This is a genomic window from Microvirga subterranea (assembly GCF_003350535.1).
GTDB lineage: Bacteria > Pseudomonadota > Alphaproteobacteria > Rhizobiales > Beijerinckiaceae > Microvirga > Microvirga subterranea.
This window is the reverse complement of the sequence record NZ_QQBB01000003.1, coordinates 461034-486771: the sequence shown is the minus strand read 5'-3', so window position 1 is coordinate 486771 and position 25738 is coordinate 461034. Positions and strand designations below refer to the sequence as shown.

The window sequence follows — 25738 nt, the reverse complement described above, 5'->3', positions numbered from 1 at the left end:
GCGCCCTGGCTACGACGAGGGGCTGCCGGCAGCCGTCTTCGGGCGGTTCTCGGCGCTCCGCACCAGCTGGATGACGGGCAGGAGCCCGACCAGCACGATCACGAGGGCGGCCAGCGCGCCGTCCTCGAATGCTCCGCGGGAAGCATGCCCGTAGACGAGCGTCGCGAGCGTCTCCGTGTTGAGGGGACGCAGCAGCAGCGTCGCCGGCAGTTCCTTGATGCAGTCCACGAAGACCAGCAGGGCCGCGCTGGCGAGCGCCGGACGCAGCAGCGGGATCTGGATCTTCAGCACGAGCTCGCGCGGCCTTGCGCCGAGGATGCGGCCCGCATCCTCCAGGCCCGGCGAGACCCGGTCGAGGCCGGCGGAGAGCGATCCGGTCGCGATCGGCAGGAAGCGGATCACGTAGGCGACGATGATGCCGACGGCCGAGCCCATGAGGATCAGGCCGATCCGCTCCCCCGTGAGCGAGCGCCATAGGGAGCCGATGCTCGTGTCGAGGGCGACGAGCGGGTTCAGGAGGCCCAACGCCAGTACGGTGCCAGGCACCGCATAGCCGATGCCGGCCACTGCGAGGGCGGCGCGGGTCAGGTGCAGCTTGGCGAGCCGCGAGGCCGTGACCACGACGATTCCCAGCGCCAGCGCGACAACGGTCGCTGTCCCGGACAGTCCGATCGTGGTCAGCAGATGGTCCACGAAGGTGGCGTCGAACTGCGTGAGGAGCCCGCGCCGGATCACCTCCCGGACGAGGAAGCCCACCGGCAGGACGAAGCCCATGAAGACAGGCAGTGCGCACAGGAGCGTTGCCAGCCAGCCGCCCGCGGTGGAGAGCCGCACGGGCTGCGTCGTGCGCGGACGGCGGGTCGACAGGCTGTAGCGCCGGTCGCGGCGGCCGTAGCGCTCCACCATGATCAGCAGGATGACGACCGCCAGCATGACGCAGGCGATCTGCGCTGCTCCCGCGAGGCTGCCGCGGTTCAGCCAGGTGGTGAAGACCGAGACGGTGAGCGTGCGGACGCCGAGGTATTCGCTCGCGCCAATGTCGTTGAGCGCCTCGAGGAGGGCGAGCGACAGGCCGACCGCGAGGGCGGGGCGGGCGAGCGGAATGGCGATGACGCGGAAGAGCTTGAAGCGGCCCGCGCCGAGGGTGCGCGCCACCTCGATCATGCTGGCGCTCTGGGTCAGGAACATCGCCCGCGAGGCGATGTAGACGTAAGGGTAGAGAACCGCCGACATCACCAGGATGCAGCCGGGCACGGAGCGGATCTCGGGAAACCAGTAATCGGCCCGCGAGGTCCAGCCCATGAGGACGCGCAGGCCCATCTGCACCGGGCCTGCCGCGTCGAAGATCTCCACGTAGATGTACGCGGTGATGTAGGCCGGCACGGCGAGGGGGAGGGGCAGAAGCCAGGCGAGGAGGTCGCGCCCAGGAAAGCGGTGCGCGGTCACCAGCCATGCGGCGCCGATCCCGACCGAGCCGGCGAGCACCGCGACGCCGCCGAGCAGCATGCCCGTGTCGAGCAAGGCCGCTGGGAGAACATCGACCGTGACCTGCGCCCACAGGGTGCTCTCGCCCTGCGCGGCGATCCGGACCAGGCTCACGAGCGGCGCCAGGACCAGGATCGCGACACCGATCAGCACCGCAACCGACCAAAGCGGCGCGCCGTTGAGGGCGCGCCGCAGGACCGGCATGGAAAGGCGGGATGGAAGCGCGATCGTGCTCATGACGGACTGACGCCGGAACGGGAAAGCTCCCGGAGGCCTGCAGGCTTCCGGGAGCGGGGGCTTTAGCGGTCGAAACCGACCTTGTCGACGAGGGCGCTCGCCTTGGCGCGGTTCTTGGCGACTTCGGCGAGGCTCATGTTCTCCATCTTGAGCTCGCCGAAGGACTTCACGAGCGGGTTGATGGCGATGCCTGCGCGGACCGGATACTCGTAGTTCACGTCAGCGAAGACGCGCTGGGCTTCCGGCGAGGTCATGTACTCGATCAGCTTGACGGCGTTGTCCCGGTTCGGCGCGTTCTTGGCCAGCACGATGCCCGATACGTTCACGTGCGTGCCGCCGTTCTCGAAGGTCGGCAGGATCACGTTGATGGCCTCGGCCCACTTCTTCTGGTCCGGGTTCGTGCCGTTCGTCATGAGACCCACGTAGTAGGTATTGCCCAGGCCGATGTCGCAGACGCCGGCCAGGATGTCCTTCGCTACGTCGCGGTCGCCGCCGGAGGGCTTCTTGGCGAGGTTCGCCTTCACGCCCTTGAGCCACTCCTCGGTCTTGGCCTCGCCATGCTTGACGATCATCGCGGCCACGAGGGCGATGTTGTACTGATGCTGGAAGGAGCGCGTGCAGATCTTGCCCTTCCACTTGGGATCGGCAAGGCCCTCGTAGGTGATGGCCGTGTCCTTCACGCGTTCCTTCGACGCGTAGACGGCGCGGGCGCGCATCGACAGGGCGGTCCAGAGGCCTTCCGGGTGGCGCAGATGAGCCGGAACGGCGGCTGCGACGGCTTCCGAACGGACCGGCTGTGCGATCCCGAGATCGAGCGCCTCCTGGATGCGGCCGATATCGACCGTGATCAGCACGTCCGCCGGGCTGTTCTCGCCCTCGGCCTTGATGCGCTCAGCCAGGCCCTGCTCCGAGAAGATGGCGTTGACCTTGATGCCGGTCGCCTTGGTGAACTCGTCGAGGGTCGCCGAATAGAGGCCGGGCTCGCGGTTGGTGTAGACGTTCACCACGCCCTGCGCCGAGGCCGAGGCGACCGAACCGGCCAGCGCTCCCAGGGCGGCGGCGCCGAGCAGAAGCCCGCGTGCAACCTTAGTGTTCAACATGACGAAGTCCTTCAGCAGAATGGGTGCGGGCCAAACGGCGTCCCGCTCTGGCGCGCAAGAACCATGCTGGCGCGGATGCGTCAACAAAAAAGCGAATTAAATCAATGATTTAGAGATGTTCTAAACTGCGCCCCGATTATAAGTCTTCTAAGCTGAGACCTGCTCCTTGATGGGCGCCGCGGCCTGCGTGGTTCGCAGGCGGGCGATCTCCGCCTCCATCTTCTCCATGTTGTTGAACAGGCGCTCACTGGCTAAGCGCAGGAAATAGAAGCCGAATTCCGGGTTCTGGAAGTAGAGCTGGCGCACCTCGTCGTAGGTGATGCTCAGCACCTCGCCGGACTCGATGCATTCGAGGGTCTGCGTGCGGCGGTTGTTCGGCGACATGAAACCCATCTCGCCGACCACATGGCCCTGCGGCAATTCGATCCCGAGCTCCTTCAGTCGGTACCGGCCGGACAGGGTGTAGAACATGCAGCTGGCGCTGTCGCCCTTGGCGAAGAGGATCTCGCCCTTCTTAACGGCGCGCCGCGCCATAAACGGCTTGAGCCAGTCCATGTTGAGGTCGCTCTTGGAGGCGGTCTTCACCTTCTTGATCAGCCTCAGCATCTGGAACAGCCGGAAGCTGTTGAGGGGCAGCAGGACCAAGTTCACGGTCATGCTCGGATAAAGGCCCATGAAGGATGCGTAGGTGAGCGACACCACGTTCGTCGCAATCCCGAGACAGCGCAGCGGGATGATCGTCTTCATCGCGCTGGCGCTGATGGACAAGGCGGCGCCGAGCCAGCCGATCGCTTCGACCCAAGTCATGGTTCTCAACCGTGTGAATGAATACCGTTGCGGCATATACCATCGACCGCCGAAAGTCAGCGGGGATATGCTGTCGCGCACTGCGCGGAAGGTGCAGGAGCGGGGTTCTTTGGGAGGAGCCTATGAGTCTCAGCACTCCAGTAGCACGGAGTTAATGTTACTGAACAATTGGTGCGCTACTTCGAAAGGTGTTTTTCCAGTCGATATAATATTCGTAATTTCCGTGTGCGTTGTCTATGTATTTCGATAGAATGAAATGAAGCGAACGCTTAAGCTAGCGTTACAAACGAGGCCGAACAATATTTCGATACTCGCGATCGATGAGAATAGTGGCCTTTAGACTTTGAGTTGTGGCTCAATGACTGGAGGATCGGCAGACTATGAACCTGCGTTTCGTGGAGACCTTCCTCTGGGTTGCGAGGCTGGGCAGCTTCAGCGCTGCGGCCGAGAGGCTTCACACGACACAGGCGGCCATTTCCAACCGAATCGCGACCCTGGAGCGGGATCTCGGCGTCAGGCTCTTCGAGCGCGACGTCCGGTGCGTGCGCCTCACCGGCGTCGGGCAGCAGGCGGTGCCGAAGGCCGAGGAACTGGTGCGGGTCGCGAATGAGTTCCGTGAGGCCGTCAGCGATCCCGGAAGCCTTCGAGGATCGATTAAGATCGGTACCATCGATTCCATCGTGCACGCTTGGCTGCCGCAGTTCATCGAACGCATCCATGCGCGCTACCCGAGCATCGCCATCGATCTCAACACCGACACGTCCCTGAACCTCGCCCGGGAGGTGGCCGAGCGGCGCATCGACCTCGCCCTGATCATGGGGCCTGTCGTGGCGCCCGACATCATCAACCTGGACCTTTGCACCTTCGCGTGCACCTGGCTCGCGAGCCCGAAGCTCGGGCTGCCCAGCCGGCCGCTAGGCCTCGCAGAAATCGCCGACCAGCCGATCCTCGCCTATTCCAAGGACAGCGTGCCGCATCACCGGGTCCTGCGGCAGCTTGCGGATGCGGGCATCGAGGACCCGACCATCTACAACTCCAATTCCCTCGCCACCATCATCCGCTTGGCGCAGGACGGCATCGGCATCACGCCGCTGCCGAAGGTGATCGTGCGGGATCAGCTCGCGGCCGGAACCCTCGTGCAGCTCGACGTGACGCCGGCCTTTCCGCCCTTGAGCTTCCATGCGGTCTATTCCGACCATCCGGACAATCTCATCTCGGCCGTGGTGGCCCAGATGGCGCAGGAGGTTGCGCACAGCTTCTCGTTGGCCCAGACGGACGGCGCCTCCTGGTAAGGCAGGGCCCAGGACCATGCGGCGGAACGATTGTGCAGTGCCGTACAAGGAAAACTTAGGCTGCAGGGAAAGTATTTCGCGTTTGTCGCCGCTTCTGCGCCGCGCTCACATGCGGCCACAGGTTCCAAGGAGGCCGTGACGTGAAAGTCAGCTTAATTCAGATGAATTCCCAGAACAACAAGGCGGAGAACCTCAGGACCGCCACAGCCATGATCGAGAAGGCGGTGTCCGAGGAGGCACCGGACCTGATCGTTCTTCCGGAATACTACGCCTATCTCGGCGAGGGCAGGGACAATGTCCATGGCAACGGCGAGTACTTCCCCGACGGCGAAGCCTACAAGCTCATGTCGGGCTTGGCCGCCAAGCACCGGGTGACGATCCACGCCGGCAGCATGGTCGAGAAGTCGGGCAACAACCACTACAACACCACCGTCGTGTTCGGCCCGAACGGCGACGAGATCGCCCGCTACCGCAAGATCCACCTGTTCGACGTCGACATCCCGGGCGGCACGAGCTACCGCGAGTCGGACACGATCAGCCGCGGCCAGGACGTGGTAACCTACAAGGTCGGCGATGTCACGGTCGGCTGCGCCATCTGCTACGACATCCGCTTCCCCGAGCTCTTCCGCAAGCTGCGCGATGCCGGCGCCGACGTGATCGTCCTACCCGCCGCCTTCACGCTGATGACCGGCAAGGACCACTGGGAGACGCTCGCCCGCGCCCGCGCCATCGAGACCCAGACCTACTTCCTGGCGGTCGGACAGGTGCTCTCGCATGCGGATGGCAGGAAGTGGTGCTGGGGCCATTCCATGGTGATCGACCCGTGGGGGCACATGGTCGCCCAGTGCTCCGACAAGGTCGCCACCACGAGCGCGCGCCTCGACCTCGACTATATCGGCCACGTGCGTCGCAACGTGCCCGTCGCCCAGCACCACGTCCTGGCCTGAGGAGCACGCGAATGTTCATCGTCAATCCCATGCCGAAGCAGATCTCGCAGGAACTCGTCGACCTGCTGGAGAAGGTCGAGACCGCGACCGTCGGGCACTTCCTCCACTCGGGCTTCGTCGACCGCGAGCTGCGGGCGGTCCTGCCCGAGAAGCGCGTCGCCGGCACCGCCGTCACCGTGCGCCTGCCGCACGCCGACAGCACGATCCTGCACTACCTCACCAAGCTCGTCCGCCCGGGCGACATCGTGGTGGTCGACCGCTGCGGCGACACCAAGCACGCCTGCTGGGGCGGCGTCGTCACCCATTCCATGAAGATCGCGGGCGTGAAGGCCGGCATCGTCGATGGTCCCGCTACCGACTTCTCGGAGATCCGCAACGTCGAGATGCCCATGTGGTGCCGCGGCCCGTCGCCGATCACCACGAAGATCCTCGGGCTCGAAGGCGCCATCAACGTGCCGGTGACGGTCGGGGACCAGGTCATCCAGCCTGGCGACGCGATCCTCGCCGACGAGAGCGGCGTGCTCGTGCTCGATCCAGCCGAGGCAAGGGCGGTCGCCGAGCGGGCGATCGGCATGCAGGAGAACGAGATCAAGCTGCTCGAGCGGCTTCGCAACGGCGAGAAGCTGCCAGACATCTCCGGCGCGACCCGCATCGTGGAAGAAAAGGCCCGGCGCGTCGCCTGATGCGCCGGTTCGGGAAGAAGCAGTCGATAATCAGAGGGAACCAAAGACGATGATGAAACTGCGTGTTCTGCTCGGCGCCTCGGCGGTGGCTTTCGCCGCCGCGACGCCGGCCTTGGCCCAGACCAAGACCGTGACGCTCGCTGCCTACAGCGGCATCTTCCAGGACCACTACACCAAGGCGGTCATCGAGCCGTTCATGAAGGCGCATCCCGACATCAAGGTCGAGTTCTACGGCATGCCGAATTCGGCCCAGATGCTCGGGACGCTGCGCGCCCAGAAGGCCTCGCCGCAGATCGACGTCATGATCATGGACGTGTCGGTCTCGAAGGCGGCCACCGACGAGGGCCTGTTCGACAAGATCGACGAGAGCGTGTCTAAGAACGTGGCCGATCTCTATCCAACCGCCCGCATCGAAGGCGTCGGCGGCGTCGCCGTTACTTTCGACAACCTCGTCCTGCTCTACAACAAGGACCAGGTGAAGACCGCCCCGACCTCCTGGAACGCACTGTGGGACAAGCAATATGCCGGCAAGGTCACGATCCCGGCGGTTCCCGACATCCAGGGCACGACCCTGACGATCATCGCCAACAAGATGGCCGGCCAGGACGACTACAAGAAGACCGTGGAGCCGGGCATCAAGAAGCTCGGTGAGCTTGCGCCGAACGTGCAGACCTGGGACCCGAAGCCCGACGTCTACACGCCCATCGCCAACGGACAGGCGGCGCTCGGCATCGGCTGGAACGCCCGTGCGCAGGTCTATGCGAACACCTCCGGCGGCAAGCTCGGCGTGGTGCTGCCGCAGGAGGGCAGCGGCTTCCAGATCAACACGATCAACCTGGTGAAGAACGCGCCGGCGGGGGACGCCGCGAAGACCTTCATCGACTACGCGCTCAAGCCTGAGACCCAGGCGGCGTTCACGGAGGCGATGTTCTACGCGCCGACCAACCAGAAGGCGCAGGAGAAGATCTCCAAGGAGGCCCTGGCGCGCACGGCCGCCGGTTCGATGGACAAGATGATCGCCATCGACTGGATCGCCGTCGCCGGCATCCGCGATGCGATCACGGAGCAGTGGCGCCGCCGCGTCATTCCGCTGAGCCGCTAACCGCACCTGCCGCAGCCGAACGCCCGCTGGAGAAAGCCATGATGCATCAGACCATCCGTTCCGGGAGCCCGACCCTGTCCGACGACCGCGACGCGCACCTGCGCCTCGACGGACTCACGAAGCGCTATGGCGATTCCGTCGCCGTCGCGGCTCTGGACCTGGCGGTCCCGAAAGGAGAGCTGGTGGCGCTCCTCGGGCCTTCCGGCTGCGGCAAGACCACGACCCTGCGCATGGTGGCGGGGCTCATCAAGCCGACCGACGGACGGATCGTCGTCGCGTCGCAGGACATCACGCAGGTGCCGACCTACCGGCGCGACATGGGGCTCGTGTTCCAGTCCTATGCCCTGTTCCCGCACATGACGGTTGCCAAGAACGTGGCGTTCGGGCTGGAGATGCGCTCCTTGCCGAAGCCGGAGATCGAGCGGCGGGTGAAGGAGGCGCTCGCCATGGTGCGCCTCGAAGCCCTGGCCGAGCGCAAGCCGCGCGAGCTTTCGGGCGGTCAGCAGCAGCGCGTGGCGCTGGCCCGCGCCCTCGTGATCCGCCCTTCGATCCTGCTGCTCGACGAGCCGCTCTCCAACCTCGACGCGAAGCTGCGCGACGAGATGCGCAACGAGATCCGCGACATCCAGCAGAGCTTGGGCATCACGGCGGTCTTCGTCACGCACGATCAGGTCGAGGCGCTGAGCATGTGCGACAAGGTCGTGGTCATGCGCGGCGGCAAGCTCGAGCAGATGGGGACGCCGGTCGAGGTCTACGAACATCCGGCGACCCCGTTCGTCGCCTCCTTCGTCGGGCGCACCAACCGTCTCGAAGGCATCGCCCAGGGCGATGGGCGCGTCGCGATCGGCTCCATGGCCGTGCAGGTGCCCGGGCGGCCCGGCGGCAAGGTCGAGATCATGATCCGTCCGCACCGCATGAAGCTGGTCGATGTCGGGTCCGGAGAGGATGCCGCGTCCGAGGGCGTCAACCGCCTGGCCGGAAGTCTCACCCGCGTCACCTTCGTGGGCGACCTGCTCCAGTACCACGTCGACGTGGACGGAACCGAGATCGTGGTCGAAGCCGCTTCCGACCACGGCCGCGGATTCCGGAAGGTCGGGGCCCCGGTCGCGGTGCTCTGGCGCGTGGAGGACACGATGGTGTTCGGGAGGGGCGCATGACGGCGATCGCGGCTCCCTCCGTACCGGCCATGCCGCGTCTGGCCCTCGGCCGGACCGGAACGGCGACCCTGCTCCTTCTCCCGATCGCGATCATCAACGCCATCGGCTTCATCCTGCCGGTCCTCAACCTGGCCAGGATGTCGTTCAACGAGGCGCTCGCCGGCGGCGGCGTGCGCGAGGCCTTCACGCTCGCCAACTGGACGGGCCTGTTCGGCGATACCTTCTACGTCGAGCTGATCGTCAACTCGATCACGGTGAGCCTCGGCATCACCCTGGCGACCCTCGTGGTGTCCTATCCGATCGCGCTTTATCTCCACCGCAGCTCCGGGCGCTGGCGCACGTTCCTCACCGTGCTCGTGATCTCGCCGCTGCTCACCTCCGCTGTGGTGCGCACCTACGGCTGGATCGCGCTCCTTGCCGACCAGGGCCCGATCGTCAGCACCATCGCGGCCATGGGCTTCTCGCCGCCGCGCCTGATGTTCAACACCACAGGCGTGATCATCGGCCTGACCGAGATCCTGATGCCGTACATGATCCTCTCGCTGCTCGCCGGCTTCGGCCGTCTCGATCCGCGGGTGGAGGAGGCGGCCATGACCCTCGGTGCCCCGCCGGCCCGGACCTTCTGGCGGGTGATCCTGCCGCTGACGCTGCCCGGCATCGCGCTCGGTTGCCTGCTCTGCTTCGTGCTGGCGGTGTCGTCCTTCATCACCCCGAAGCTGCTCGGAGGAGGGCGGGTCTTCCTGCTCGCGACCGAGATCTACGACCAGGCTATCGTGACGCTGAACTGGCCGCTGGCCGCGACGCTGTCGATGCTGGTGCTGATCATCTTCGGAGCAGCCTTGGCGGCCTATGCCCGCGTGCTGCGCGCCATCGACTAGGAGCTTGTGATGGAAGCGAATGAAACCTCCGTCCCCATGAAGATCGTCGTGGCGGTGCTGTTCCTGTTCCTGCTGGCGCCCGTGATCCTCGTCGTGCCGATCTCCTTCAGCGGCGAGCAGATCCTGTCCTTCCCGCCGGAGAGTTGGTCCTTGCGCTGGTATGCAGCGCTCGCCGACAACCCGAAGATGATCTCGGCATTCTGGACGAGCCTCATGCTCGGCGCGATCGTCACCCTGATCTCGCTCGCGGTCGCGATCCCGGCCGCCTATGTAATCGTCAGGATGCGCACGATGGGGTCGACGTTCCTGTACAACCTGTTCACCGCGCCGTTGCTCCTGCCGACCATCGTGCTGGGCCTTGCGATCCTGATCGTGTTCGCGTCGATCGGCTTCCTCGGCACCTTCACGGGCCTCGTCATCGGCCACCTCGTGATCACGCTGCCCTATGCGCTGCGCGTTCTGGCGACGACGCTCGGCAACCTCAACCTCTCCTGCGAGGAGGCGGCCTCGACGCTGGGAGGGCGTCCGCTGACGGTCTTCCGGCGCGTCACCCTTCCCATGATGGCGCCGGGCATCGTGGCCGCGACGGCTCTGTGCTTCCTGGTCTCCTTCGACGAGGTGGTGATCACCCTCTTCCTCACGGGGCCGCGGCTCACGACGCTTCCGGTCGAACTGTTCCACCATGTGGAGAGCCGGGCCGATCCGCTCGTGGCGAGCGTCTCGGTTCTGCTGATCCTTCTGACCCTCGCGGTGGTGATGATCGTCGACCGCACGGTCGGCCTCTCGAAGACCTTCGTGAAGTGAGCCATCGCCCAGGCCGTTAAGGATAGGAGGGAAATAGTCCCACGGTCGGGTTGCGGTTCCAGCTTCCGTTGCGGCAGATAGGCTGGCAACGACAAGGCTTCAGGGGGGACTCAACCATGATGAAATCTGCCGGCGCCGCGCTCGTCGCGGTGCTCGCTCTTGCGGGCTGCGTGACCACGGAGGAGGCGGCGCAATCCGTCCGGGCCAAGTGGATCGGCGAGCCGATCGACCGCTTCTTCGTCGAGAACGGTCCGCCGGTTTCGAGCTACGCGCTGGATTCGGGCGGCACGATCTATACCTGGCGGGGCGGGGAGATGGATTACGTCCGGCCCGCCCAGTACAGCACCCAGCCGGGGTTCTCGTCGCCGATGCGGGTATCGGAGAAGACTACGACGGTGACGGCCAGACCGGCACCCGGCGTTACGGTCACCCGGTCGAGCACCACGAGTTCGTCCTTCGGCTATTCGGCGCCGGTCACGACGATGGTTCGCCCGCCGCAGAACGTCCACCTCGTCTGCGAGGCCCAGATCACGGCCGACGAGCAGGGCACCATCCAGGCGGTGCGGATCAGCCGCGACACGGAGGGCGCCGCCTTCTCGTTCTCGCGCTGCGGCGAAATCTTCGGGAACTGAAGGCCCGGGAATGCACATGAGAAGGGGCCTCTATCGGGAGGCCTTTCTCTATAGGGGGCCTATTCGCTCCACCAGAACTGATAGCCGTAGATCGCCAGAGCCAGCACCATGAGGGCGATCACTACGGCGATGACGCGCTGATGTCTCGGCCGCTCCAGCGGGGCGGAATGTCGCTTGGGATGATGGGCCATGGTCAGGGTCCCCTATCAGAAGCGGAAGCCGGCGCCGGCGCCGCTCGGGGTCATGACGGGCTCGACGGATGGGGATCGAGGCCGCGGCGTCTCGATCCGGTCGGGAACGTCGATGGCGCGGCGGCGCACGGTCGTGTTGGGCCGCTCTGCCGCGGTCGACTGGCGCGAGGCGCTCGGAGCGCTGCCGCCGAGCGACGGCGGAGGGGGCAGGGGATCGCGCGGGAGGACACCTTGAGGCGCGCCCGTGTTGCAGCCGGCCAGGGCAAGTCCTGCCAGGACCAGGACGGGGATCGACGCCTTCATACGCATTGTGTTCCTCCATGCATTCCGAAGCGGAACCTAAGCTATAAGGTGCAGAAGTCGAGTCTCTTGTCCCGCATCTTCTCCGTCTCTCGGGATGGAACCCGAAGGCATCCGTCGATGCTTGTTTCTTAGCCGCGATTTGCCACAATCGTCCGGATGGGGAAGGTGGCCCAGGCGCCTGTGGGATCCGCTCACCGTCCGGGGAGGTCGTGCAGGTGGAGTCGAGAGGGAAAGATGCAGTGTAACGCGCGCGCAGGCGAAGTGTTCGGGGCAGGGCGTGCCGGCCTTTTGGCGGGAGCGATCCTCGTCCTCGCCGTCTCCACCGGCGCGGCTGAGGCGAAGTGCCAGGACAGCCCGGGACCCGGCGTCGATTGGTCGGGCTGCTCGAAGGCCCGCCTGATGCTCGCAGGGGACGACCTGAGCGGCAGCAACTTCGCCCGCTCCCTTCTCACGCTCAGCGACTTCGCCGGCTCGAAGCTCGTCGGCGCGAAGCTGACCGAGACCGAGGTCAGCCGGACCCGATTCGAAGGAGCGGATCTGTCGCAATCGGATTTCTCGAAGTCGATCGGGTGGCGCGCCAATTTCGGACAGGCCAACCTCACCGGTGCGGGCTTCTCGTCAGCGGACATGAGCCGCTCGAACTTCGCGCAGGTGAAGGCGGCCGGCGTGAGCTTCTCCAAGGCCGAACTGAACAGGTCCGACTTCAGCGGCGCCGATCTGTCCGGCGCCGACATGTCGAAGGCGGAACTCGCGCGCGTCATCTTCCAGAACGCAAATCTGTCGGGCGTGAACTTCGGCTATTCGAACCTGTCCCGCGCTCGTCTCGCCGGAGCCAACCTGAGAGGCACGAATTTTACGCGGGCCTATCTCTATCTGACCCAGATCGGCGGGGCCGACCTGAGCGGTGCGACCGGGCTGACACAGGCACAGGTCGATATCGCCTGCGGCACGAGCGACACGAAGCTGCCTGCGGGGCTGACGCCGCCGCCCTCATGGCCTTGCGCCGAGGAGGCCGACTGAGGCGCTTTCGGGCAAAGTGGATCCCGATCGCCATCAGGAGCGCGCTGCGCCGAGGAAAGAGCTGATTCCACGCAAAATGGAATCAGCTCTGTTCCGTCAGAGGATGAAGTAGCTCTTCGACAGGGAGTGAAGGCCCTTCAGGGCAATGGAGAAGTCCGCCACCCCGTCCCCGTTCACATCCCCTTCGACGACCGTGTAGCTTTCGAGCTTTTCGTACCGGAGCTCTCCTGCCTTGGCCCCGAACTCCTTCGCGCCGATGAAGCTGAAGGCCTGGTTGCCTTTGCGCGACAGGTTCGCGTCGATCGCCGACAGATCGATCTTGTCCCTCTGTCGCGTCGAGAAATCCATGATGAAGTCGCAGTCGTCGGAGGTCGGGCCGGAATCCCGGACCGACTTGAACACGAACGTGTCGGCGCCCGTGCCGCCGTAGAGCATGTCGGCGCCGCGACCGCCGGTGATCTTGTCGTTGCCGCCGAAGCCCTCGAGCCGGTCGTCAGCCCTGCCGCCCGTGATCTGGTCGTTGCCGCGGAGGGCAGCCTTGTACAGGGCCATGTCGTCCCTGGTGCTGTAGGTGCTCGCCGCCGTCACGAGCGCCGTGGCGGAGAGACTCATGCCCGAGATCGAGCCGAGAAGCCTGCCGTTCTCATAGTTCGCATAGCTCGTGACCGTGCCGCCGGTGGGAATGCCATCGGCATCGTAGGTGAAGCCGGAGCCGTGGAATTCGTCTCGGGTCGAGCGGCTTCCGTAGTAAGCGATGAAGCTCGTGTAGGTCGTTGTGTAGCTCGATCCGTAAGTGACGTTGCTGAGGTTCAGAAAACTCAGGTCGAATCCGTAAGAACCGTTCCAGGTCAACTTTGCCATGACTGTACTCTCCCTTGGCAGCGCGGCTATAGATCGCGCCGCTCACCGGGAGCAAGGAGCATCCGAACCCTTTCGCGGATTCTCTAACGTTGCGGCAGGTCTGCAACACGACTCCAGGACCGCCGTCCGGGCGCCTGTCATGCCACAGTCAAGCCAGTTCGGGATCGGGTTGCGAGGCGAGGATCTTCTCCCAGCTGCCGCCGTCCCGGATGTACGGCCCCTTGCTGGTGAGGGCGACGAGCCGTCCGTCGTAGGTGGTGAGGGAGATGAGCTCCGCGCCCTTGGGCAGCGGGAGCGGGTGGACGATGCTGCGGAGGGTGAGCAGGATGCGGCCCTGACCGCCGGCGCCCGGCGCATGATCGAGCGGCTCTTTCGGTTCTCGCTGCTGCGGCGCGATGTCGAGCGAGCCGGCCTGGATTTCGGCCAGGGAGATGGCGCGGGGCATGCGGGGCTCAGGGTTCATGCGGATCCTCTCGTGGCGACCGGTTGAGGCTTCGGGACCGCCGCCTGCGCGTCTTTCCTCGTTCCGCAGGGCGGGTCGAGATGGGCGAAACCGGGAGGCTCCAAAGGTTAATATCGGTTTACAAATTCAAGCTTGCCTCAAGCCTGCCGCGAGCCTTTTCGGCCGTCGCACGGCCAGTGAGTCGCAAGGAATATCAGCACGAAGGAGTAATCCTTTCAGCGTGTTGTCCCTAAATTCTTTTCAAAGGATTTAAGTCATTGAAGATAAAAACCGGCATATTCTACAGTATTTTGGCCTTTTGCGTTGATGCCGATAATGTTTTGAATCTTGGCGCTTAGGGATTAGTTCCAGAGGATGCCCCATTTTGAACAAATGCACTTTCGTAGCTTGGCCGCGGCATCTGGTCCCACACCGGTTGCTGATCGACAACAAGCGACGGATTGAGCCCGATGATTATTCTGCCTTCTCAATGGACCCCGAATACGCGTGACTACGACGTCTTCGTCCTGGACAACAGGCAATGGGTCGTCGATGCCGAGAAGTCCTGGAGCTTCTCATCTCCCGACGACAACACGCTGCGGTTCGAGGTTCGGAAAGGTGACCAGTTCTCAGATTCCGCATGGACTGATCCGTGGGGCGTCGAACGCGCGGAGATCAACGATACCGCGCGATACTCCACGTCTCAGGAAATCGGCGTGGCCTACCAGTTCATGATCGAGCCCGGCTCGCACAACACCGCCCGATGGCTGGTGATGGGACAGCTCCATTCCAACACCAGCGGATCGCCGCCGATCGAGATCAAGCTCGAGGGCAACGACAAGATGGTGATCTACGGAAACTACCAGTCGTCCTCCGGCAGCGTGGTTTACCAGAAGCTGTTCCAGGACACGCAGGACCTGGTTCGCGGCAAGTGGTACACGATGAAGATGCTGGTCAAGATCGACGCCTATGGCGGCGGCTACGTCGACATCTACCGCGACGGGCAGCAGATCGTCGACTACAGCGGCAAGCTCGGTTATCTTGGGCAGACGCAGACCTACTGGCGCGAGGGCATCTACCGCGCCACGCCTTCGTCCGGCGAGACCATCGCGATCAACTACAAGAACATCGATATCGAGGTCGGCTCCGGCGCGCGCTCCGTCTCGGCGGGCTCGACCACCAGCCCGAGCCCGGCACCCACGCCGACCGGGAGCACGCTCTCCACCTGGAACGGCGAGAAGTTCGTCGGCGGCTGGGCCGACAACACCATCTACGGCACGTCGGGCAACAACATGCTCTACGGCAAGACCGGGAACGACACCCTGACCGGGGGAGCCGGCAAGGACGCCTTCGTGTTCGACACGCAACCCGGCTCCACCAACCAGGACACCATCAAGGACTTCAACGTCTATGACGACACGATCGTGCTGGAGAACGCGATCTTCACGACCCTTCAGGCAGGAAGCCTCCCGTCCGGCGCTTTCTATATCGGGGCCCGTGCCCATGACGGGGACGACCGGCTCATCTACGACAGCGGCACCGGCGCGCTGTACTACGATGCCGATGGCTGGGGGAGCTCGGGCAGCGTCAAGATCGCTACCTTGGCCGCCGGCCTGAAGATGACGGCTGCGAACTTCTACATCATCTGAAACCGGAGAGCGTTGGGGGCGCGCCGGACGTCCCGGCGTCGCCCGCTGCGTCCACGCCTTCACCGCTGGAGCACGTAAAGCCCAGGCGCATCCTCGAGCACCGGATAGCCTTCGTCCGGCGCGCCGAACGGAGGAGGCGAGGTCGGAGGGCCGGAATGCTCTCCGAGCCACGCAACCCATTCCGGCCACCAGGAGCCCGGCCGGCGAGGCGCCATCCCGCGCCATGCATCGGGATCGACATAGAGATCGTCCGCGGCCTTCGGGAGGATCTGATAGCTTCGCCCGGGGCCCTGGCCGGGCTCCGACACGATGCCCGCATTATGCCCGCCGGTCGTGAGCAGGAAGGTCACGTCGCTGTCGGACAGGAGGTGGATCTTGAACACCGAGCGCCAGGGCGCCACGTGATCGCGCTCGGTTCCGACTGCAAAGATCGGGGTGCGGATGTCGCTGACGGTGACAGGCCGCCCCTCGACCAGGAAGCGTCCTTCGGCGAGGTCGTTGTCGAGGAACAGCTTGCGCAAGTACTCGGCATGCATCCGGTAGGGCATGCGCGTCGCATCCGCGTTCCACGCCATCAGGTCGTTCATCGGGGTGCGCTCGCCCAAAAGGTAATGGCGGATCAGGCGCGACCAGATCAGGTCGTTCGAGCGCAGGAGCTGAAACGCGCCGGCCATCTGGCGGGTGTCGAGATAACCCTTGCTGCGCATCATATCCTCGAGGAAGTGGATCTGGCTGTCGTTGATGAACAGCGTGAGCTCGCCGGCCTCGCGGAAGTCGGCCTGCGCGGCCAGCAACGTGATGGTCTTCAGCCGCTCGTCGCCGTCCCGCGCCATAGCGGCGGCGGTGATCGACAGGAGCGTGCCGCCCAGGCAATAGCCGGCCGCATGCACGGGACGGCCCGGGATGATCGCTCCGATCGCATCGAGCGCCGCCATCACGCCGAGCTTGCGATACTCCTCCATTCCGAGATCGCGATCCTCCTCCGTCGGGTTCTTCCATGAGATCATGAAGACCGTGAAGCCCTGCTCGGTCAGGTACTGCACGAGGGAATTCTGCGGCGACAGGTCCAGGATGTAGTACTTCATGATCCAGGCCGGGACGATCAGGATCGGCTCCGGCCTCACCTCGTCCGTGGAGGGGGCGTACTGGATCAGCTCCATCAGCCGGTTGCGATAGACCACCTTGCCGGGCGTGATCGCCACGTTGCCGCCGACCTGGAACGCCTCCGCACCGGCGGGAGGACGGTGGGTGACGATCCGGTCCCAGTCCTCGTAGAGGTTCCGCAGGCCTTGAACGAGATTGTGCCCGCCGGTTTTCACGGTCCGCTGCTGCACGGCCGGGTTCGTCAGGAAGAAGTTCGAGGGCGAGACCATGTCGAGGAGCTGGCGCGACGCGAAATCGACCACCGCCTCGTGGCGCTTGGTGACGCCGTCCACGTCCGTCGTGGCATTGTGCCACCACTGCTGCTGCAGCAGGAATGCCTGTTGGATGAAGCTGTAGGGCCATCTCTGCCACTCGTCGTCGACGAAGCGCTTGTCCTGCGGGAGCGGCTCTATGCACGGCTCCGCATGTCCGCCGCGCATCCCGCAATGGCACGCGAAGTTCATCAGCCGCATCCATTTGCGGACACCCTTCACGGCGAGCTCGGCCTGCTTGCCCGGGGAGACCGCGAGATGGATTCCCCAGTCCATATAGGCACCGAGGAGCGCGGCCGGTGACAGGCCGCCCGTAATCTGCGCCAGGCTCGAATGAGCGAAGTGGTCGAGAGTGTCGCGGAGCTGGTGCAGGTCCGCGTCGCCCTGAAGGTCGAGGGCGGCGGGAGGCGGAGACGGGACCTCGATCGTCCGCTCGGCGGGGCGTGGAGCGGCATGCTTGCCGCGACGACGGGGCACGGGCAGATCGACAACATTGGTCGCACGCGTCGGCATGGTCAGGCTCCGCAATACGTTCCCGATCGGCAGAAAAGCACGGGCACGTCGCCTGAAGGTTACAGCTCCGCACCACGCGCGGCATTGTCCGAGATCAAATGATCAATCGGGATTTTGTCGGGATGATGATGGGCGGCTCGCGCGAAATTCCCGTCAGGGGACGAGAACGGCCGCCCCCTGGAGACGGCCCTCGCGGAGGTCCGCCAGCGCCTCGTTGGCGGCTTCGAGCGGGTAGCGCTTCGTCTCCGTCCGGACTCCGGCCTGCGGTGCGATGCGCAGGAAGTCCCCGCCGTCCCGCCGCGTCAGGTTGGCGACGGAGACGATCTGCCGTTCTTCCCATAGGAGGCGATAGGGAAAGCCCGGAATGTCGCTCATGTGGATGCCGCCGCACACGACCCGGCCGCCCTTGCGAATGACCTTGAGGGCGGCGGGCACGAGCGATCCCACCGGCGCGAAGATGATCGCGGCGTCGAGCGGCTCGGGCGGGGCCGCGTCGGATCCTCCGGCCCAGACGGCCCCGAGGGAGCGCGCGAAATCCTGCGCAGCCGCGTCGCCCGGGCGCGTGAACGCGTAGACCTCGCGGCCCTGCCAGCGGCAGACCTGCGCGATGATGTGCGCGGCCGCGCCGAAGCCGTAGATCCCGATCCTGCCGCCCGGACCCGCCGCCACGAGGGAGCGCCAGCCGATCAGGCCCGCGCAGAGCAGGGGCGCGATGGCGACCGGATCGGCATCGCGGTCGAGCGGGAAGGCATAGGCCGGATCGGCGATCGTGTGCGTGGCGAAGCCGCCGTCGCGGGTGTAGCCGGTGAACAGGGGATCGTCGCAGAGATTCTCCCGGCCCTCCTCGCAGTAGCGGCAATGGCCGCAGGTATGCCCGAGCCACGGAACGCCGACCCGGTCGCCGATCGCGAGGCCGTCCACGTCGCCTCCCATGGCGTCGACGATGCCGACGATTTCGTGACCGGGAACGAGCGGAAGCTTCGGATGGGGAAGCTCCCCGTCGACGACGTGAAGGTCCGTGCGGCACACCCCGCAGGCTTCGACCCGCAGGCGGATCTCCCCGGGACCGGGAACCGGATCGGGTCGCTCCTCCAGCACGAGAGGCGTTCCAGGTGATCTGAGGGCCATCGCGCGCATGGCATTCTCCCTCAAAAGCCTGTCTTGCGTTCGGTCACGGCGACGCCGGGCCCGATCCGGTCGCTCGGATGTAGGATCACCCGGTCGCCCGGCTTCAGGCCCGACAGGACCTGCGCCGATTCGAGGCTGCGCTCGCCGATCTCGATGTTGCGCAGCACGGCCCGGCCGTTCGCGATCACGTAGACGGCCCATTGAGCGCCTTGGCGGAAGAGTGCGCCGAGCGGGACCTGGACCACGTCCTCGCGCTTCCAGACGGAGATGCGGACGATGACCCGGAACTCGTGCCCCAGCCGCTTCCACTTCTCCGGCGGATCTGCGAAGTCCAGGATGGTCTCGACCCGCTGTTCCTCGATGCCGAGCGCCGACACCTTGGTGAAGGCGGTCGGGTTCACCCGCACCACGCGCGCCTTCAAGAGCGTGGGGCCGCCCCAGCTGTCGACCCAGCCGGTCGCTCCCGGCTCCACGCGGACGGCATCGCGCGACAGGAGGTTGACCACGATCTCCAGGTTCGTCGGATCGCCGATTTCGATCAATGGCTTGCCGGCCGGCACGACCTGCTCGCTCTCCGTATCGATCTTCAGCACCCGCCCGCTCACCGGAGCCCGGAGCTGGATGCAACAGCCCTCGGATCGCGGCTGCTCCTCGGCCCGCTGGATGAGATTGGCCTTGGCGCTCTCCAGCTCCCGGCGGCGCACCTCAAGGGTGGCCTTGGCCGAAGCGAGGGAAGCCTCGGCCGAAGCCACGTCCAGCTTCGCCTTGTCGATCGCGCGTTCCGAGATGGTCAGGCCCGCCGTCAGGGCCGTGGCGCGCCGCAGGTCGCTGCGGGCGAATTCGAGCTGCGATTGCGCATGCCGCACCTGGGACTCCGCCAAGGTGACGGCGGCGTTCGCGGCTTCCACGGCGGCCTCGTTGACCCGTTGGGTGCGGATGTCGAGCAGGTTCGGGTCGCTCGGCTCCACCACCGCCACCAGAGTCTTGTCGGCGATGACCTCGTCGCTGACCTCGCGGGGCGAGCGCAGGACCTTGCCGGCGATGGGCGACGACACGGTGTAGACGTCCCTGATCCGGGTCACGCCCTCGTCCTCGACGAAAATTTCAAGCGGGCCGCTCGCGATGGTCGCCACGTCCACCGCGACGGGCTTCGGCCAGAGCGCGATGGCGATGCCCGCCAGGACCGCGAGGGCGACGAGGCCGGCCATGATCCTACGCAAAATCGATCCGCTCATCGCATGGCCTATTCACGCGTCTTCAGAACTTCGACGAGGTCGAGCCGGTCGATGCGCCGGCGCACGATGAGGGCCGCGACGAGCGCAGCACCCATGACGATGAGGCTGGATTCGGCGAAGACCCGCGGCTCCAGCACCAGCGGCACCCGGTAGAGCTCGCTCTCGAACCCTTTCACCATCATGTAGGCGAGCCCCGATCCGATGAGCCAGCCGAGGGGCTGCGCCAGGGCGACGATGAGGAAGATCTCGGCCAGGAGAATCGACGAAGCCTCCGTCCGCGTGAAGCCGAGCACCCGGAGGCTCGCGATCTCGCGGCCCTGCTCGGAGAGCGAGATGCGGGCGAAGTTGTAGATCACGCCGAACACGATGATGACCGCGAGGCTCACATAGACCGTGATCATGACGAGGATGTTCTGCGCCAGAGTCTCGCGGAACTTCTGGAGCGAGATGCGCTGCAGGGCCACGAAGCTCGCGGCCGGGATCTGCTTGAGTTCCTGCAGGAGCGGCACGCGCTGCTCCTCGTCGAAGATCATGTGGACGCCGCTGATCACGGTGCCCTCCCGCACCAGCCTGTTCAGCGCGTCGATATCCATGAACGACATCAGGCCGAGATAGCCCTGGATGATCGCCGTGACCGGGATTTCGACCACGCGGCGGTTCTTTTCCAGAAGCTCCACCTCGATCAGGTCTCCCACCTGCGTGTCGAGGATGCGCGCCAGCATGTCGGACAGAACGATGCCGCTCTCGGGCAGGCGCACGGGCGTGAAGTGCTGGTCGAGGACGCGGCTGAGATCGGTGCCGGGCGGCTTGCCGGTGACGGCCGCGCGCCGCTCTACATGGCCATGCCGAAGCTTGACGGCGACGGATCGGTAGGGCTCGGCCCTGAGCACGCCCGGGAGCCGTGCGACCTCGTAGAGGGCTGCGTAGGGCTCCTCCTGGGTGAAGCTCACGGTCGCGTCCTGCCGGTCCGCCTGGTGGAATGTGACGTCGATCATGAAATCGACGGAATCGAAGCTCCAGAGGGAGCCTACGAGGATCGCGCCCGCGAGCGCGATGCCGAGGACGCTCGACGCGGTTCGGATCCAGCCGTGGGAGAGGTGGCGCACCACCATGGTGACGGTCTGGGAGATCCGCCCAAGGGCGCGGTAGAGCGTGACGAGGAACTGGCGGTACTGGGTCGGCGCGGGCGGGGTCATGGCGACGGCGGGCGGCAGGCGCACCACGCCTCGCACGGCCTGCCATGCGCCCAGCACGGCGGAGATCACCGTCGTTCCCACTGCCAGCAGGTAGGTGGCGGGATCGATGCGAAAGACCAGGAAGGGGAAGTGGAAGAAGTCGGAATACATGCGCGTTAACCCGCCGCCGAGCCAGATCCCGGCCGCAATGCCGATGGCGGCGCCGATCACCGCGATCGCGCTCACGAACTGAAGGTAGTGGAGACCGACCGCCATGTTGCCGTAGCCGACGGCCTTGAGCAGGCCGATCTGTTCCCGCTCCAGGGTGATGAGGCGGGTGAGCGTCATGTTGACCAGGAAGGCCGCCACCACGAGGAAAATCGGCGGCAGGATCCGGCTCATCGCCTCGAGCTGCTTCAGCTCCGCATCGAGAAAGGCGTGTGAGGTCTGGTCCTTGCGCCCGATGGCGCCGAGGCCGCCATAGCGGTTGAGCAGGGTGTCTAGCTGCTCGATCACCGCGCCCTCCGACGCATAGGGCAGGAGCTTCAGGGCGACGCTGGAGAAGGCGCCCGTCAGGTCGTAGGCGGCCGCGAGCGTCTTCTCGGACATCCAGACGATCCCGAAGCGGCGGTCGTCCGGCATGATGTCCCAAGGGCCGAGCGCGTAGATGAACTCTGGCGAGAGCGCGATGCCGACCACGTGCAGGCTGCGCTTGCGGCCGTTCAGGATCGCCTGGAAGGTCGATCCCAAATCGAAGCCGTGGGCCTTGGCGAAGGGCTCGCTGATCACCGCCTCGCGCTCGTCGCCCGCGACCGGGAGACGGCCGCTGCGGAGGTACAGGATATTCAAGCGCTGCGGCTGCACATCAGGCAGGGACACGATGGAGGCGGAGGCCGGCTCGACCATGTCTGGCAGGTCGAGCAGGGCCGTCTTCTGGATCCGCACGTCGACGGCGCTCACGCCGGGGATGCGGCCGATCTCGTCGGCGAGGATCTTCGGCGCCCGGGTGAGGGTGGCGAAGACGTCGGCGAAGCGGTTGCGCTCGTAATAGGCCGAGCGGGTATCGGAAAGCGACGCGTGTGCGCCGACGCCCAGGATCAGGGTCGCGGCGCCTGCGGCCATGACGAGGGCGATGGCGAGCGCTTGGGGCCAGAGCCTGATCAGATCCCTCATCAGCTTCCGCTGCAGCGCGCTCATCGCATCACCAGCTGATCGCCGAGGCGGGCTTGCGTTCCGCGTTTACGGACACGGACAGGATACGCCCGTCGCCGAAACTGACCACCCGGTCGGCCACCTCCCGGATGGCGGCGTTGTGGGTGATGACGAGGGTCGTCGCCCGCAATTCCCTGTTCACGAGGAGCAGGGCTTCCAGAACCTTGACGCCCGTGCGCGAGTCAAGGGCGCCGGTCGGCTCGTCGCAGAGCAGGACCTCCGGCCGCTTGGCGATGGCGCGTGCTATCGCTACGCGCTGCTGCTCGCCACCCGAAAGCTGCGCCGGGAAATGGTCCATGCGCTGCTCGAGACCAACGAGGCTCAAAGCCTCTTCGGGCTTCATCGGGTTTCGCGCGATCTCGGTCACGAGGGAGACGTTCTCCCGCGCCGTGAGGCTCGGAACGAGATTGTAGAACTGGAACACGAAGCCCACATGGTCGCGCCGGTAGAGGGTCAGGCCGCGCTCGTCCATGGTGGTCAGGTTGTGCTCCTGGAACCAGGCCTCGCCGGAGGTCGCCTGGTCGAGACCGCCCACGATGTTGAGGAAGGTGGACTTGCCGGAGCCGGAGGGGCCGAGCATGACGATGAACTCGCCCTCGCGCGCCTCGAAGTCAACGCCGCGCAGGGCCGTGACCTCCACGGCTCCTGTCCGGTAGACCTTCGCGAGGCCCTTGGTACGCAACGTTGCGGCGCTCATGACGTCACGCCGTCCTGCGGCTTCCGGAGAGGCGGGCGGCGATCTGCTTCTCCACCTCCACGATCCCGAGAAGGGTGATCCCGAGCCCCAGGATCACAAGGCCGTCGACGGCAGAGATCGGGCGGCTGTCGAAGATCCACTGCATGACCGGAAGATACGTGAAGGCCAGCTGAGCGGCCACTACCGTGGCGACCCCGATCAGGACCGCGCGCGTGCCGAGGACGCCCTGCAAGGTCAGCGATGAGCCGTGGATGTAGCGCACGCTGAAGAGGTAGAAGATCTCCATCACGACGATCGAGTTCACCACCATCGTCCTCGCGGTCTCGACCGGCAGGCCGCGGCCGATGGCCCAAGCATAGATCGAGAAGGTGCCGACCACCATCAGGGTCGACACGAAGGCGATCCGCCACAGAAGCCGCCCCGAGAGCAGCCTCTGACCGGAGGACCGGGGCGGGCGCCGCATGGCGTCGGGCTCGGTCGGCTCGAACGCGAGGGTGATCCCGAGCGTCACCGCCATGACCATGTTGATCCAGAGCACCTGGACCGGCGTGACCGGCAGGGTCAGCCCGAACAGGATCGCCAGGGCGACCGTCAGCGCCTCGCCGTTGGTGGGCAGCGTCCAGGCAATCACCTTGGTGAGGTTGTCGTAGACAGTGCGGCCCTCCCGCACCGCAGCGACGATCGAGGCGAAGTTGTCGTCCGCCAGCACAACCTGGCTCGCCTCCTTGGCGGCTTCCGTGCCCTTCCGGCCCATGGCGACGCCTACGTCCGCACGCTTGAGGGCGGGTGCATCGTTCACGCCGTCGCCCGTCATGGCGACCGTCGAGCCGTCCGCCTGGAGTGCCTCGACCAGCCGCAGTTTGTGCTCGGGGCTGGTGCGGGCGAACACGGTCGCGTCCCGCGCCTGCCGCCGGAGCTCCGCATCGTCGAGTTCGTCGAGATCATGCCCGGTGACCGCCTTCGGATCGTCAGCGAGGCCGAGGTCCTCGGCGATCGCGTACGCGGTCGCCACATGGTCGCCGGTGATCATCTTGACGCTGATGCCTGCCGCCCGGCACTCGGCCACGGCCGCCACGGCTTCCGGCCGCGGCGGATCGATCATCCCGACGAGACCGAGGAGCGTCAGCCCGTGCTCGACATCGGACGGTGCGAGGTCGGCCGCCCCTTCGGGCAGGCTGCGGCAGGCGAACGCCAGGACGCGCTGACCTCTCGCGGCGAGCCTCTGGACACGTTCGTGCCACTCCTCCACGACGATCGGCCAGGTTCCGTGCGGCGCCGCCACCCGGTCGCACATGGCCAGGATGCGCTCCGGAGCTCCCTTAACGTAAGCAACGGTCTCGCCGCCGTGACGCGCATGGAGTGTCGCCATATACCGGTGCCGGGAATCGAACGGGATCGCGTCGAGGCGCCGGTGATGGCTGCGCGACGCTTCCGCATTGTGTCCTGCCTTGATGGCGAGCGACACCAGGGCGGCTTCCATGGGATCGCCGATCACGATCCAGTCGCCGTCCGCGGGCCGCAGGTCGGAGTCGTTGCACAAGAGCGCCGCGAGACTGATCTGTTCCAGGATCCGGTCGTTGAACGGGTTGATCGTCCGCCCTTCCGACTGGAAACCTCCCACCGGCCGGTAGCCGACGCCCTCGACCGCGATCGGGCCGCCGGTCGTCACCACCTCGCTCACCATCATCTCGTTGCGGGTGAGAGTGCCGGTCTTGTCCGAACAGATCACCGACACCGAGCCGAGGGTTTCCACCGCCGGCAGACGGCGCACGATCGCGTTGCGCTGCGCCATGCGCTGCACGCCGACCGCGAGCGTGATGGTCATGACGGCCGGAAGTCCCTCCGGAATGGCCGATGCCGCAATGGCGACCACCGCCATGAACGCATCGCCGAGCGTGTAGGACTGCACCATCACCGCATAGGCGAACACCAGCGCCGATACGACGAGCACCGCCAGCGTGATCTGCCGGGCGAAACGGTCCATCTGCCTGACGAGGGGCGTGGCGAGGCGCTCCACCTGACCGATCATCGTGCTGATGCGGCCGAGTTCGGTCCCTGCGCCGGTGGCTACTGCGACGCCGGTGCCCTGGCCTGCCGCCACGAAGGTGCCCGAGAAGGCCATGGAGAAACGATCCCCGAGCGCCGACTTCTCGGGGACGGGCGTGACGGCCTTGTCGACCGGGACGGACTCGCCGGTGAGCGCAGCCTCGTCGATCCTGAGGCTGCGCGCTTTGAGAAGCCTCAAATCCGCGGGCACGCGGTCGCCGGCCTCGAGCATCACCAAGTCGCCCGGTACCACCTCGTCCGCCGGCAAGGTGAGCCGCTGCCCGTCCCGAATGACGGAGGCATGCGGATCGATCATGCTGCGGATCGCGTCGAGGGCCCGTTCGGCACGGCCTTCCTGCATGAAGCCGATAATGGCGTTGATCACCACCACCGCGAGGATGACGAGCGCATCGGTGCCATGGCCGATCAGCGCCGAGAGGGCGCCCGCACCGAGGAGGACGTAGATCAGGAGATTGTGAAACTGGAGCAGAAACCGCCGCAGCGCGCTGTGCGGGGCGTGTTCTGGCAGGCGGTTGGGACCGTGGGCGCGAAGGCGCCGGGCCGCCTCGTCCGGCGACAGTCCCTTCGGGCTCGCCCCGAGGGCGGCGAGGACGTCGGCCGCGTCCAGAGCATGCCAGAGGCGCCCGCCCTCGGCGACAGGGCGGCGGACCTCGGCCTCGGCGTGAGGCCAGGCCGTCGTTCTGGCGTCGAGCCTGTTCACGCTCCT

General features: G+C 65.9%; 23 protein-coding genes. 10 read left to right on the top strand and 13 right to left on the bottom strand.

Features of this window, described 5'->3' with window-relative positions:
* Positions 1 to 9: 9 nt before the first annotated feature.
* The 3 genes from DES45_RS10425 to DES45_RS10415 all read right to left on the bottom strand — a co-directional run bounded on the left by DES45_RS10425 (position 10) and on the right by DES45_RS10415 (position 3629).
* A complete protein-coding gene (locus DES45_RS10425; RefSeq protein ID WP_114769909.1) occupies positions 10 to 1722 on the bottom strand; it encodes an ABC transporter permease in 1713 nt (570 codons plus the stop codon).
* A gap of 62 nt (positions 1723 to 1784) precedes the next feature.
* Positions 1785 to 2822 carry a Fe(3+) ABC transporter substrate-binding protein gene (locus DES45_RS10420; protein WP_114769908.1) on the bottom strand — a complete coding sequence of 346 codons (1038 nt, stop codon included), beginning with the start codon at positions 2820 to 2822 and terminating at the stop codon, positions 1785 to 1787.
* Positions 2823 to 2969: 147 nt separating this feature from the next.
* Positions 2970 to 3629 (bottom strand): Crp/Fnr family transcriptional regulator, encoded by a 660-nt coding sequence (locus tag DES45_RS10415; protein ID WP_114769907.1) that lies wholly within the window; start codon positions 3627 to 3629, stop codon positions 2970 to 2972.
* Between the two features lie 380 nt (positions 3630 to 4009).
* Between DES45_RS10415 and DES45_RS10410 the strand changes: the two genes are divergently transcribed.
* The 8 genes from DES45_RS10410 (at position 4010) to DES45_RS10375 (ending at position 11124) form a co-directional block, all read left to right on the top strand.
* A complete protein-coding gene (locus DES45_RS10410; RefSeq protein WP_114769906.1) occupies positions 4010 to 4921 on the top strand; it encodes a LysR family transcriptional regulator in 912 nt (303 codons plus the stop codon).
* Positions 4922 to 5061: 140 nt separating this feature from the next.
* Positions 5062 to 5868 (top strand): carbon-nitrogen hydrolase family protein, encoded by an 807-nt coding sequence (locus DES45_RS10405; RefSeq protein ID WP_114769905.1) that lies wholly within the window; start codon positions 5062 to 5064, stop codon positions 5866 to 5868.
* An 11-nt stretch (positions 5869 to 5879) separates the two neighbouring features.
* Positions 5880 to 6551 (top strand): RraA family protein, encoded by a 672-nt coding sequence (locus DES45_RS10400; RefSeq protein ID WP_114769904.1) that lies wholly within the window; start codon positions 5880 to 5882, stop codon positions 6549 to 6551.
* A 52-nt stretch (positions 6552 to 6603) separates the two neighbouring features.
* Entirely contained in the window at positions 6604 to 7653 is a 1050-nt protein-coding gene (locus DES45_RS10395; protein ID WP_170151460.1) for an extracellular solute-binding protein, read from the top strand.
* A 38-nt stretch (positions 7654 to 7691) separates the two neighbouring features.
* Complete coding sequence (locus DES45_RS10390) at positions 7692 to 8810, top strand: ABC transporter ATP-binding protein (RefSeq protein ID WP_114769902.1); 1119 nt, start codon at positions 7692 to 7694, stop codon at positions 8808 to 8810.
* Between the two features lie 29 nt (positions 8811 to 8839).
* A complete protein-coding gene (locus DES45_RS10385; RefSeq protein WP_170151459.1) occupies positions 8840 to 9688 on the top strand; it encodes an ABC transporter permease subunit in 849 nt (282 codons plus the stop codon).
* A 9-nt stretch (positions 9689 to 9697) separates the two neighbouring features.
* Entirely contained in the window at positions 9698 to 10492 is a 795-nt protein-coding gene (locus tag DES45_RS10380; RefSeq protein WP_114769900.1) for an ABC transporter permease, read from the top strand.
* Positions 10493 to 10608: 116 nt separating this feature from the next.
* A complete protein-coding gene (locus tag DES45_RS10375) occupies positions 10609 to 11124 on the top strand; it encodes a hypothetical protein (RefSeq protein WP_114769899.1) in 516 nt (171 codons plus the stop codon).
* A gap of 59 nt (positions 11125 to 11183) precedes the next feature.
* On the opposite strand, the gene DES45_RS26045 is transcribed toward DES45_RS10375, so the two are convergent.
* Together DES45_RS26045 and DES45_RS10370 are read right to left on the bottom strand one after the other, a co-directional pair.
* On the bottom strand, positions 11184 to 11315 hold the full coding sequence (locus DES45_RS26045; protein ID WP_281024080.1) for a hypothetical protein: 132 nt from the start codon (positions 11313 to 11315) through the stop codon (positions 11184 to 11186).
* 15 nt (positions 11316 to 11330) lie between these two features.
* A complete protein-coding gene (locus DES45_RS10370) occupies positions 11331 to 11624 on the bottom strand; it encodes a hypothetical protein (RefSeq protein ID WP_147282383.1) in 294 nt (97 codons plus the stop codon).
* Positions 11625 to 11852: 228 nt separating this feature from the next.
* On the opposite strand from DES45_RS10370, the gene DES45_RS10365 reads away from it, so the two are divergent.
* A complete protein-coding gene (locus DES45_RS10365; RefSeq protein ID WP_170151451.1) occupies positions 11853 to 12638 on the top strand; it encodes a pentapeptide repeat-containing protein in 786 nt (261 codons plus the stop codon).
* Positions 12639 to 12734: 96 nt separating this feature from the next.
* On the opposite strand, the gene DES45_RS10360 is transcribed toward DES45_RS10365, so the two are convergent.
* Both DES45_RS10360 and DES45_RS10355 read right to left on the bottom strand, forming a co-directional pair.
* Complete coding sequence (locus tag DES45_RS10360; RefSeq protein WP_114769896.1) at positions 12735 to 13499, bottom strand: calcium-binding protein; 765 nt, start codon at positions 13497 to 13499, stop codon at positions 12735 to 12737.
* A gap of 148 nt (positions 13500 to 13647) precedes the next feature.
* Positions 13648 to 13962 (bottom strand): hypothetical protein, encoded by a 315-nt coding sequence (locus DES45_RS10355; protein WP_114769895.1) that lies wholly within the window; start codon positions 13960 to 13962, stop codon positions 13648 to 13650.
* Positions 13963 to 14411: 449 nt separating this feature from the next.
* Between DES45_RS10355 and DES45_RS10350 the strand changes: the two genes are divergently transcribed.
* Positions 14412 to 15590 (top strand): heparin lyase I family protein, encoded by a 1179-nt coding sequence (locus DES45_RS10350; protein WP_114769894.1) that lies wholly within the window; start codon positions 14412 to 14414, stop codon positions 15588 to 15590.
* Between the two features lie 59 nt (positions 15591 to 15649).
* Here the strand turns inward: DES45_RS10350 and DES45_RS10345 are convergent, their stop codons facing one another.
* The 6 genes from DES45_RS10345 to DES45_RS10320 all read right to left on the bottom strand — a co-directional run bounded on the left by DES45_RS10345 (position 15650) and on the right by DES45_RS10320 (position 25732).
* The gene (locus DES45_RS10345) at positions 15650 to 17518 is read right to left on the bottom strand and encodes a PHA/PHB synthase family protein (protein ID WP_114769893.1); all 1869 of its coding nucleotides are present in this window, start codon (positions 17516 to 17518) and stop codon (positions 15650 to 15652) included.
* 153 nt (positions 17519 to 17671) lie between these two features.
* Positions 17672 to 18655: a zinc-dependent alcohol dehydrogenase family protein gene (locus DES45_RS10340; RefSeq protein WP_114769892.1), complete on the bottom strand. Its 984-nt coding sequence runs from the start codon at positions 18653 to 18655 to the stop codon at positions 17672 to 17674.
* Between the two features lie 11 nt (positions 18656 to 18666).
* The gene (locus tag DES45_RS10335) at positions 18667 to 19881 is read right to left on the bottom strand and encodes an efflux RND transporter periplasmic adaptor subunit (protein WP_114769891.1); all 1215 of its coding nucleotides are present in this window, start codon (positions 19879 to 19881) and stop codon (positions 18667 to 18669) included.
* Positions 19882 to 19889: 8 nt separating this feature from the next.
* Positions 19890 to 22229 carry an ABC transporter permease gene (locus tag DES45_RS10330; protein WP_245571660.1) on the bottom strand — a complete coding sequence of 780 codons (2340 nt, stop codon included), beginning with the start codon at positions 22227 to 22229 and terminating at the stop codon, positions 19890 to 19892.
* A 28-nt stretch (positions 22230 to 22257) separates the two neighbouring features.
* Positions 22258 to 22965, bottom strand: a complete 708-nt coding sequence (locus DES45_RS10325) for an ABC transporter ATP-binding protein (RefSeq protein ID WP_114769889.1) — start codon at positions 22963 to 22965, stop codon at positions 22258 to 22260.
* A gap of 4 nt (positions 22966 to 22969) precedes the next feature.
* Positions 22970 to 25732 carry a cation-transporting P-type ATPase gene (locus tag DES45_RS10320; RefSeq protein WP_425374276.1) on the bottom strand — a complete coding sequence of 921 codons (2763 nt, stop codon included), beginning with the start codon at positions 25730 to 25732 and terminating at the stop codon, positions 22970 to 22972.
* Positions 25733 to 25738 lie beyond the last annotated feature (6 nt).

Coding starts and splice junctions, on each gene's coding strand:
- DES45_RS10425 (WP_114769909.1), bottom strand. CDS start 1,722: ATGAGCACGATCGCGCTTCCATCCCGCCTTTCCATGCCGGTCCTGCGG.
- DES45_RS10420 (WP_114769908.1), bottom strand. CDS start 2,822: ATGTTGAACACTAAGGTTGCACGCGGGCTTCTGCTCGGCGCCGCCGCC.
- DES45_RS10415 (WP_114769907.1), bottom strand. CDS start 3,629: ATGACTTGGGTCGAAGCGATCGGCTGGCTCGGCGCCGCCTTGTCCATC.
- DES45_RS10410 (WP_114769906.1), top strand. CDS start 4,010: ATGAACCTGCGTTTCGTGGAGACCTTCCTCTGGGTTGCGAGGCTGGGC.
- DES45_RS10400 (WP_114769904.1), top strand. CDS start 5,880: ATGTTCATCGTCAATCCCATGCCGAAGCAGATCTCGCAGGAACTCGTC.
- DES45_RS10395 (WP_170151460.1), top strand. CDS start 6,604: ATGAAACTGCGTGTTCTGCTCGGCGCCTCGGCGGTGGCTTTCGCCGCC.
- DES45_RS10390 (WP_114769902.1), top strand. CDS start 7,692: ATGATGCATCAGACCATCCGTTCCGGGAGCCCGACCCTGTCCGACGAC.
- DES45_RS10385 (WP_170151459.1), top strand. CDS start 8,840: ATGCCGCGTCTGGCCCTCGGCCGGACCGGAACGGCGACCCTGCTCCTT.
- DES45_RS10380 (WP_114769900.1), top strand. CDS start 9,698: ATGGAAGCGAATGAAACCTCCGTCCCCATGAAGATCGTCGTGGCGGTG.
- DES45_RS10375 (WP_114769899.1), top strand. CDS start 10,609: ATGATGAAATCTGCCGGCGCCGCGCTCGTCGCGGTGCTCGCTCTTGCG.
- DES45_RS26045 (WP_281024080.1), bottom strand. CDS start 11,315: ATGGCCCATCATCCCAAGCGACATTCCGCCCCGCTGGAGCGGCCGAGA.
- DES45_RS10370 (WP_147282383.1), bottom strand. CDS start 11,624: ATGCGTATGAAGGCGTCGATCCCCGTCCTGGTCCTGGCAGGACTTGCC.
- DES45_RS10365 (WP_170151451.1), top strand. CDS start 11,853: ATGCAGTGTAACGCGCGCGCAGGCGAAGTGTTCGGGGCAGGGCGTGCC.
- DES45_RS10360 (WP_114769896.1), bottom strand. CDS start 13,499: ATGGCAAAGTTGACCTGGAACGGTTCTTACGGATTCGACCTGAGTTTT.
- DES45_RS10355 (WP_114769895.1), bottom strand. CDS start 13,962: ATGAACCCTGAGCCCCGCATGCCCCGCGCCATCTCCCTGGCCGAAATC.
- DES45_RS10350 (WP_114769894.1), top strand. CDS start 14,412: ATGATTATTCTGCCTTCTCAATGGACCCCGAATACGCGTGACTACGAC.
- DES45_RS10345 (WP_114769893.1), bottom strand. CDS start 17,518: ATGCCGACGCGTGCGACCAATGTTGTCGATCTGCCCGTGCCCCGTCGT.
- DES45_RS10340 (WP_114769892.1), bottom strand. CDS start 18,655: ATGCGCGCGATGGCCCTCAGATCACCTGGAACGCCTCTCGTGCTGGAG.
- DES45_RS10335 (WP_114769891.1), bottom strand. CDS start 19,881: ATGAGCGGATCGATTTTGCGTAGGATCATGGCCGGCCTCGTCGCCCTC.
- DES45_RS10330 (WP_245571660.1), bottom strand. CDS start 22,229: ATGAGGGATCTGATCAGGCTCTGGCCCCAAGCGCTCGCCATCGCCCTC.
- DES45_RS10325 (WP_114769889.1), bottom strand. CDS start 22,965: ATGAGCGCCGCAACGTTGCGTACCAAGGGCCTCGCGAAGGTCTACCGG.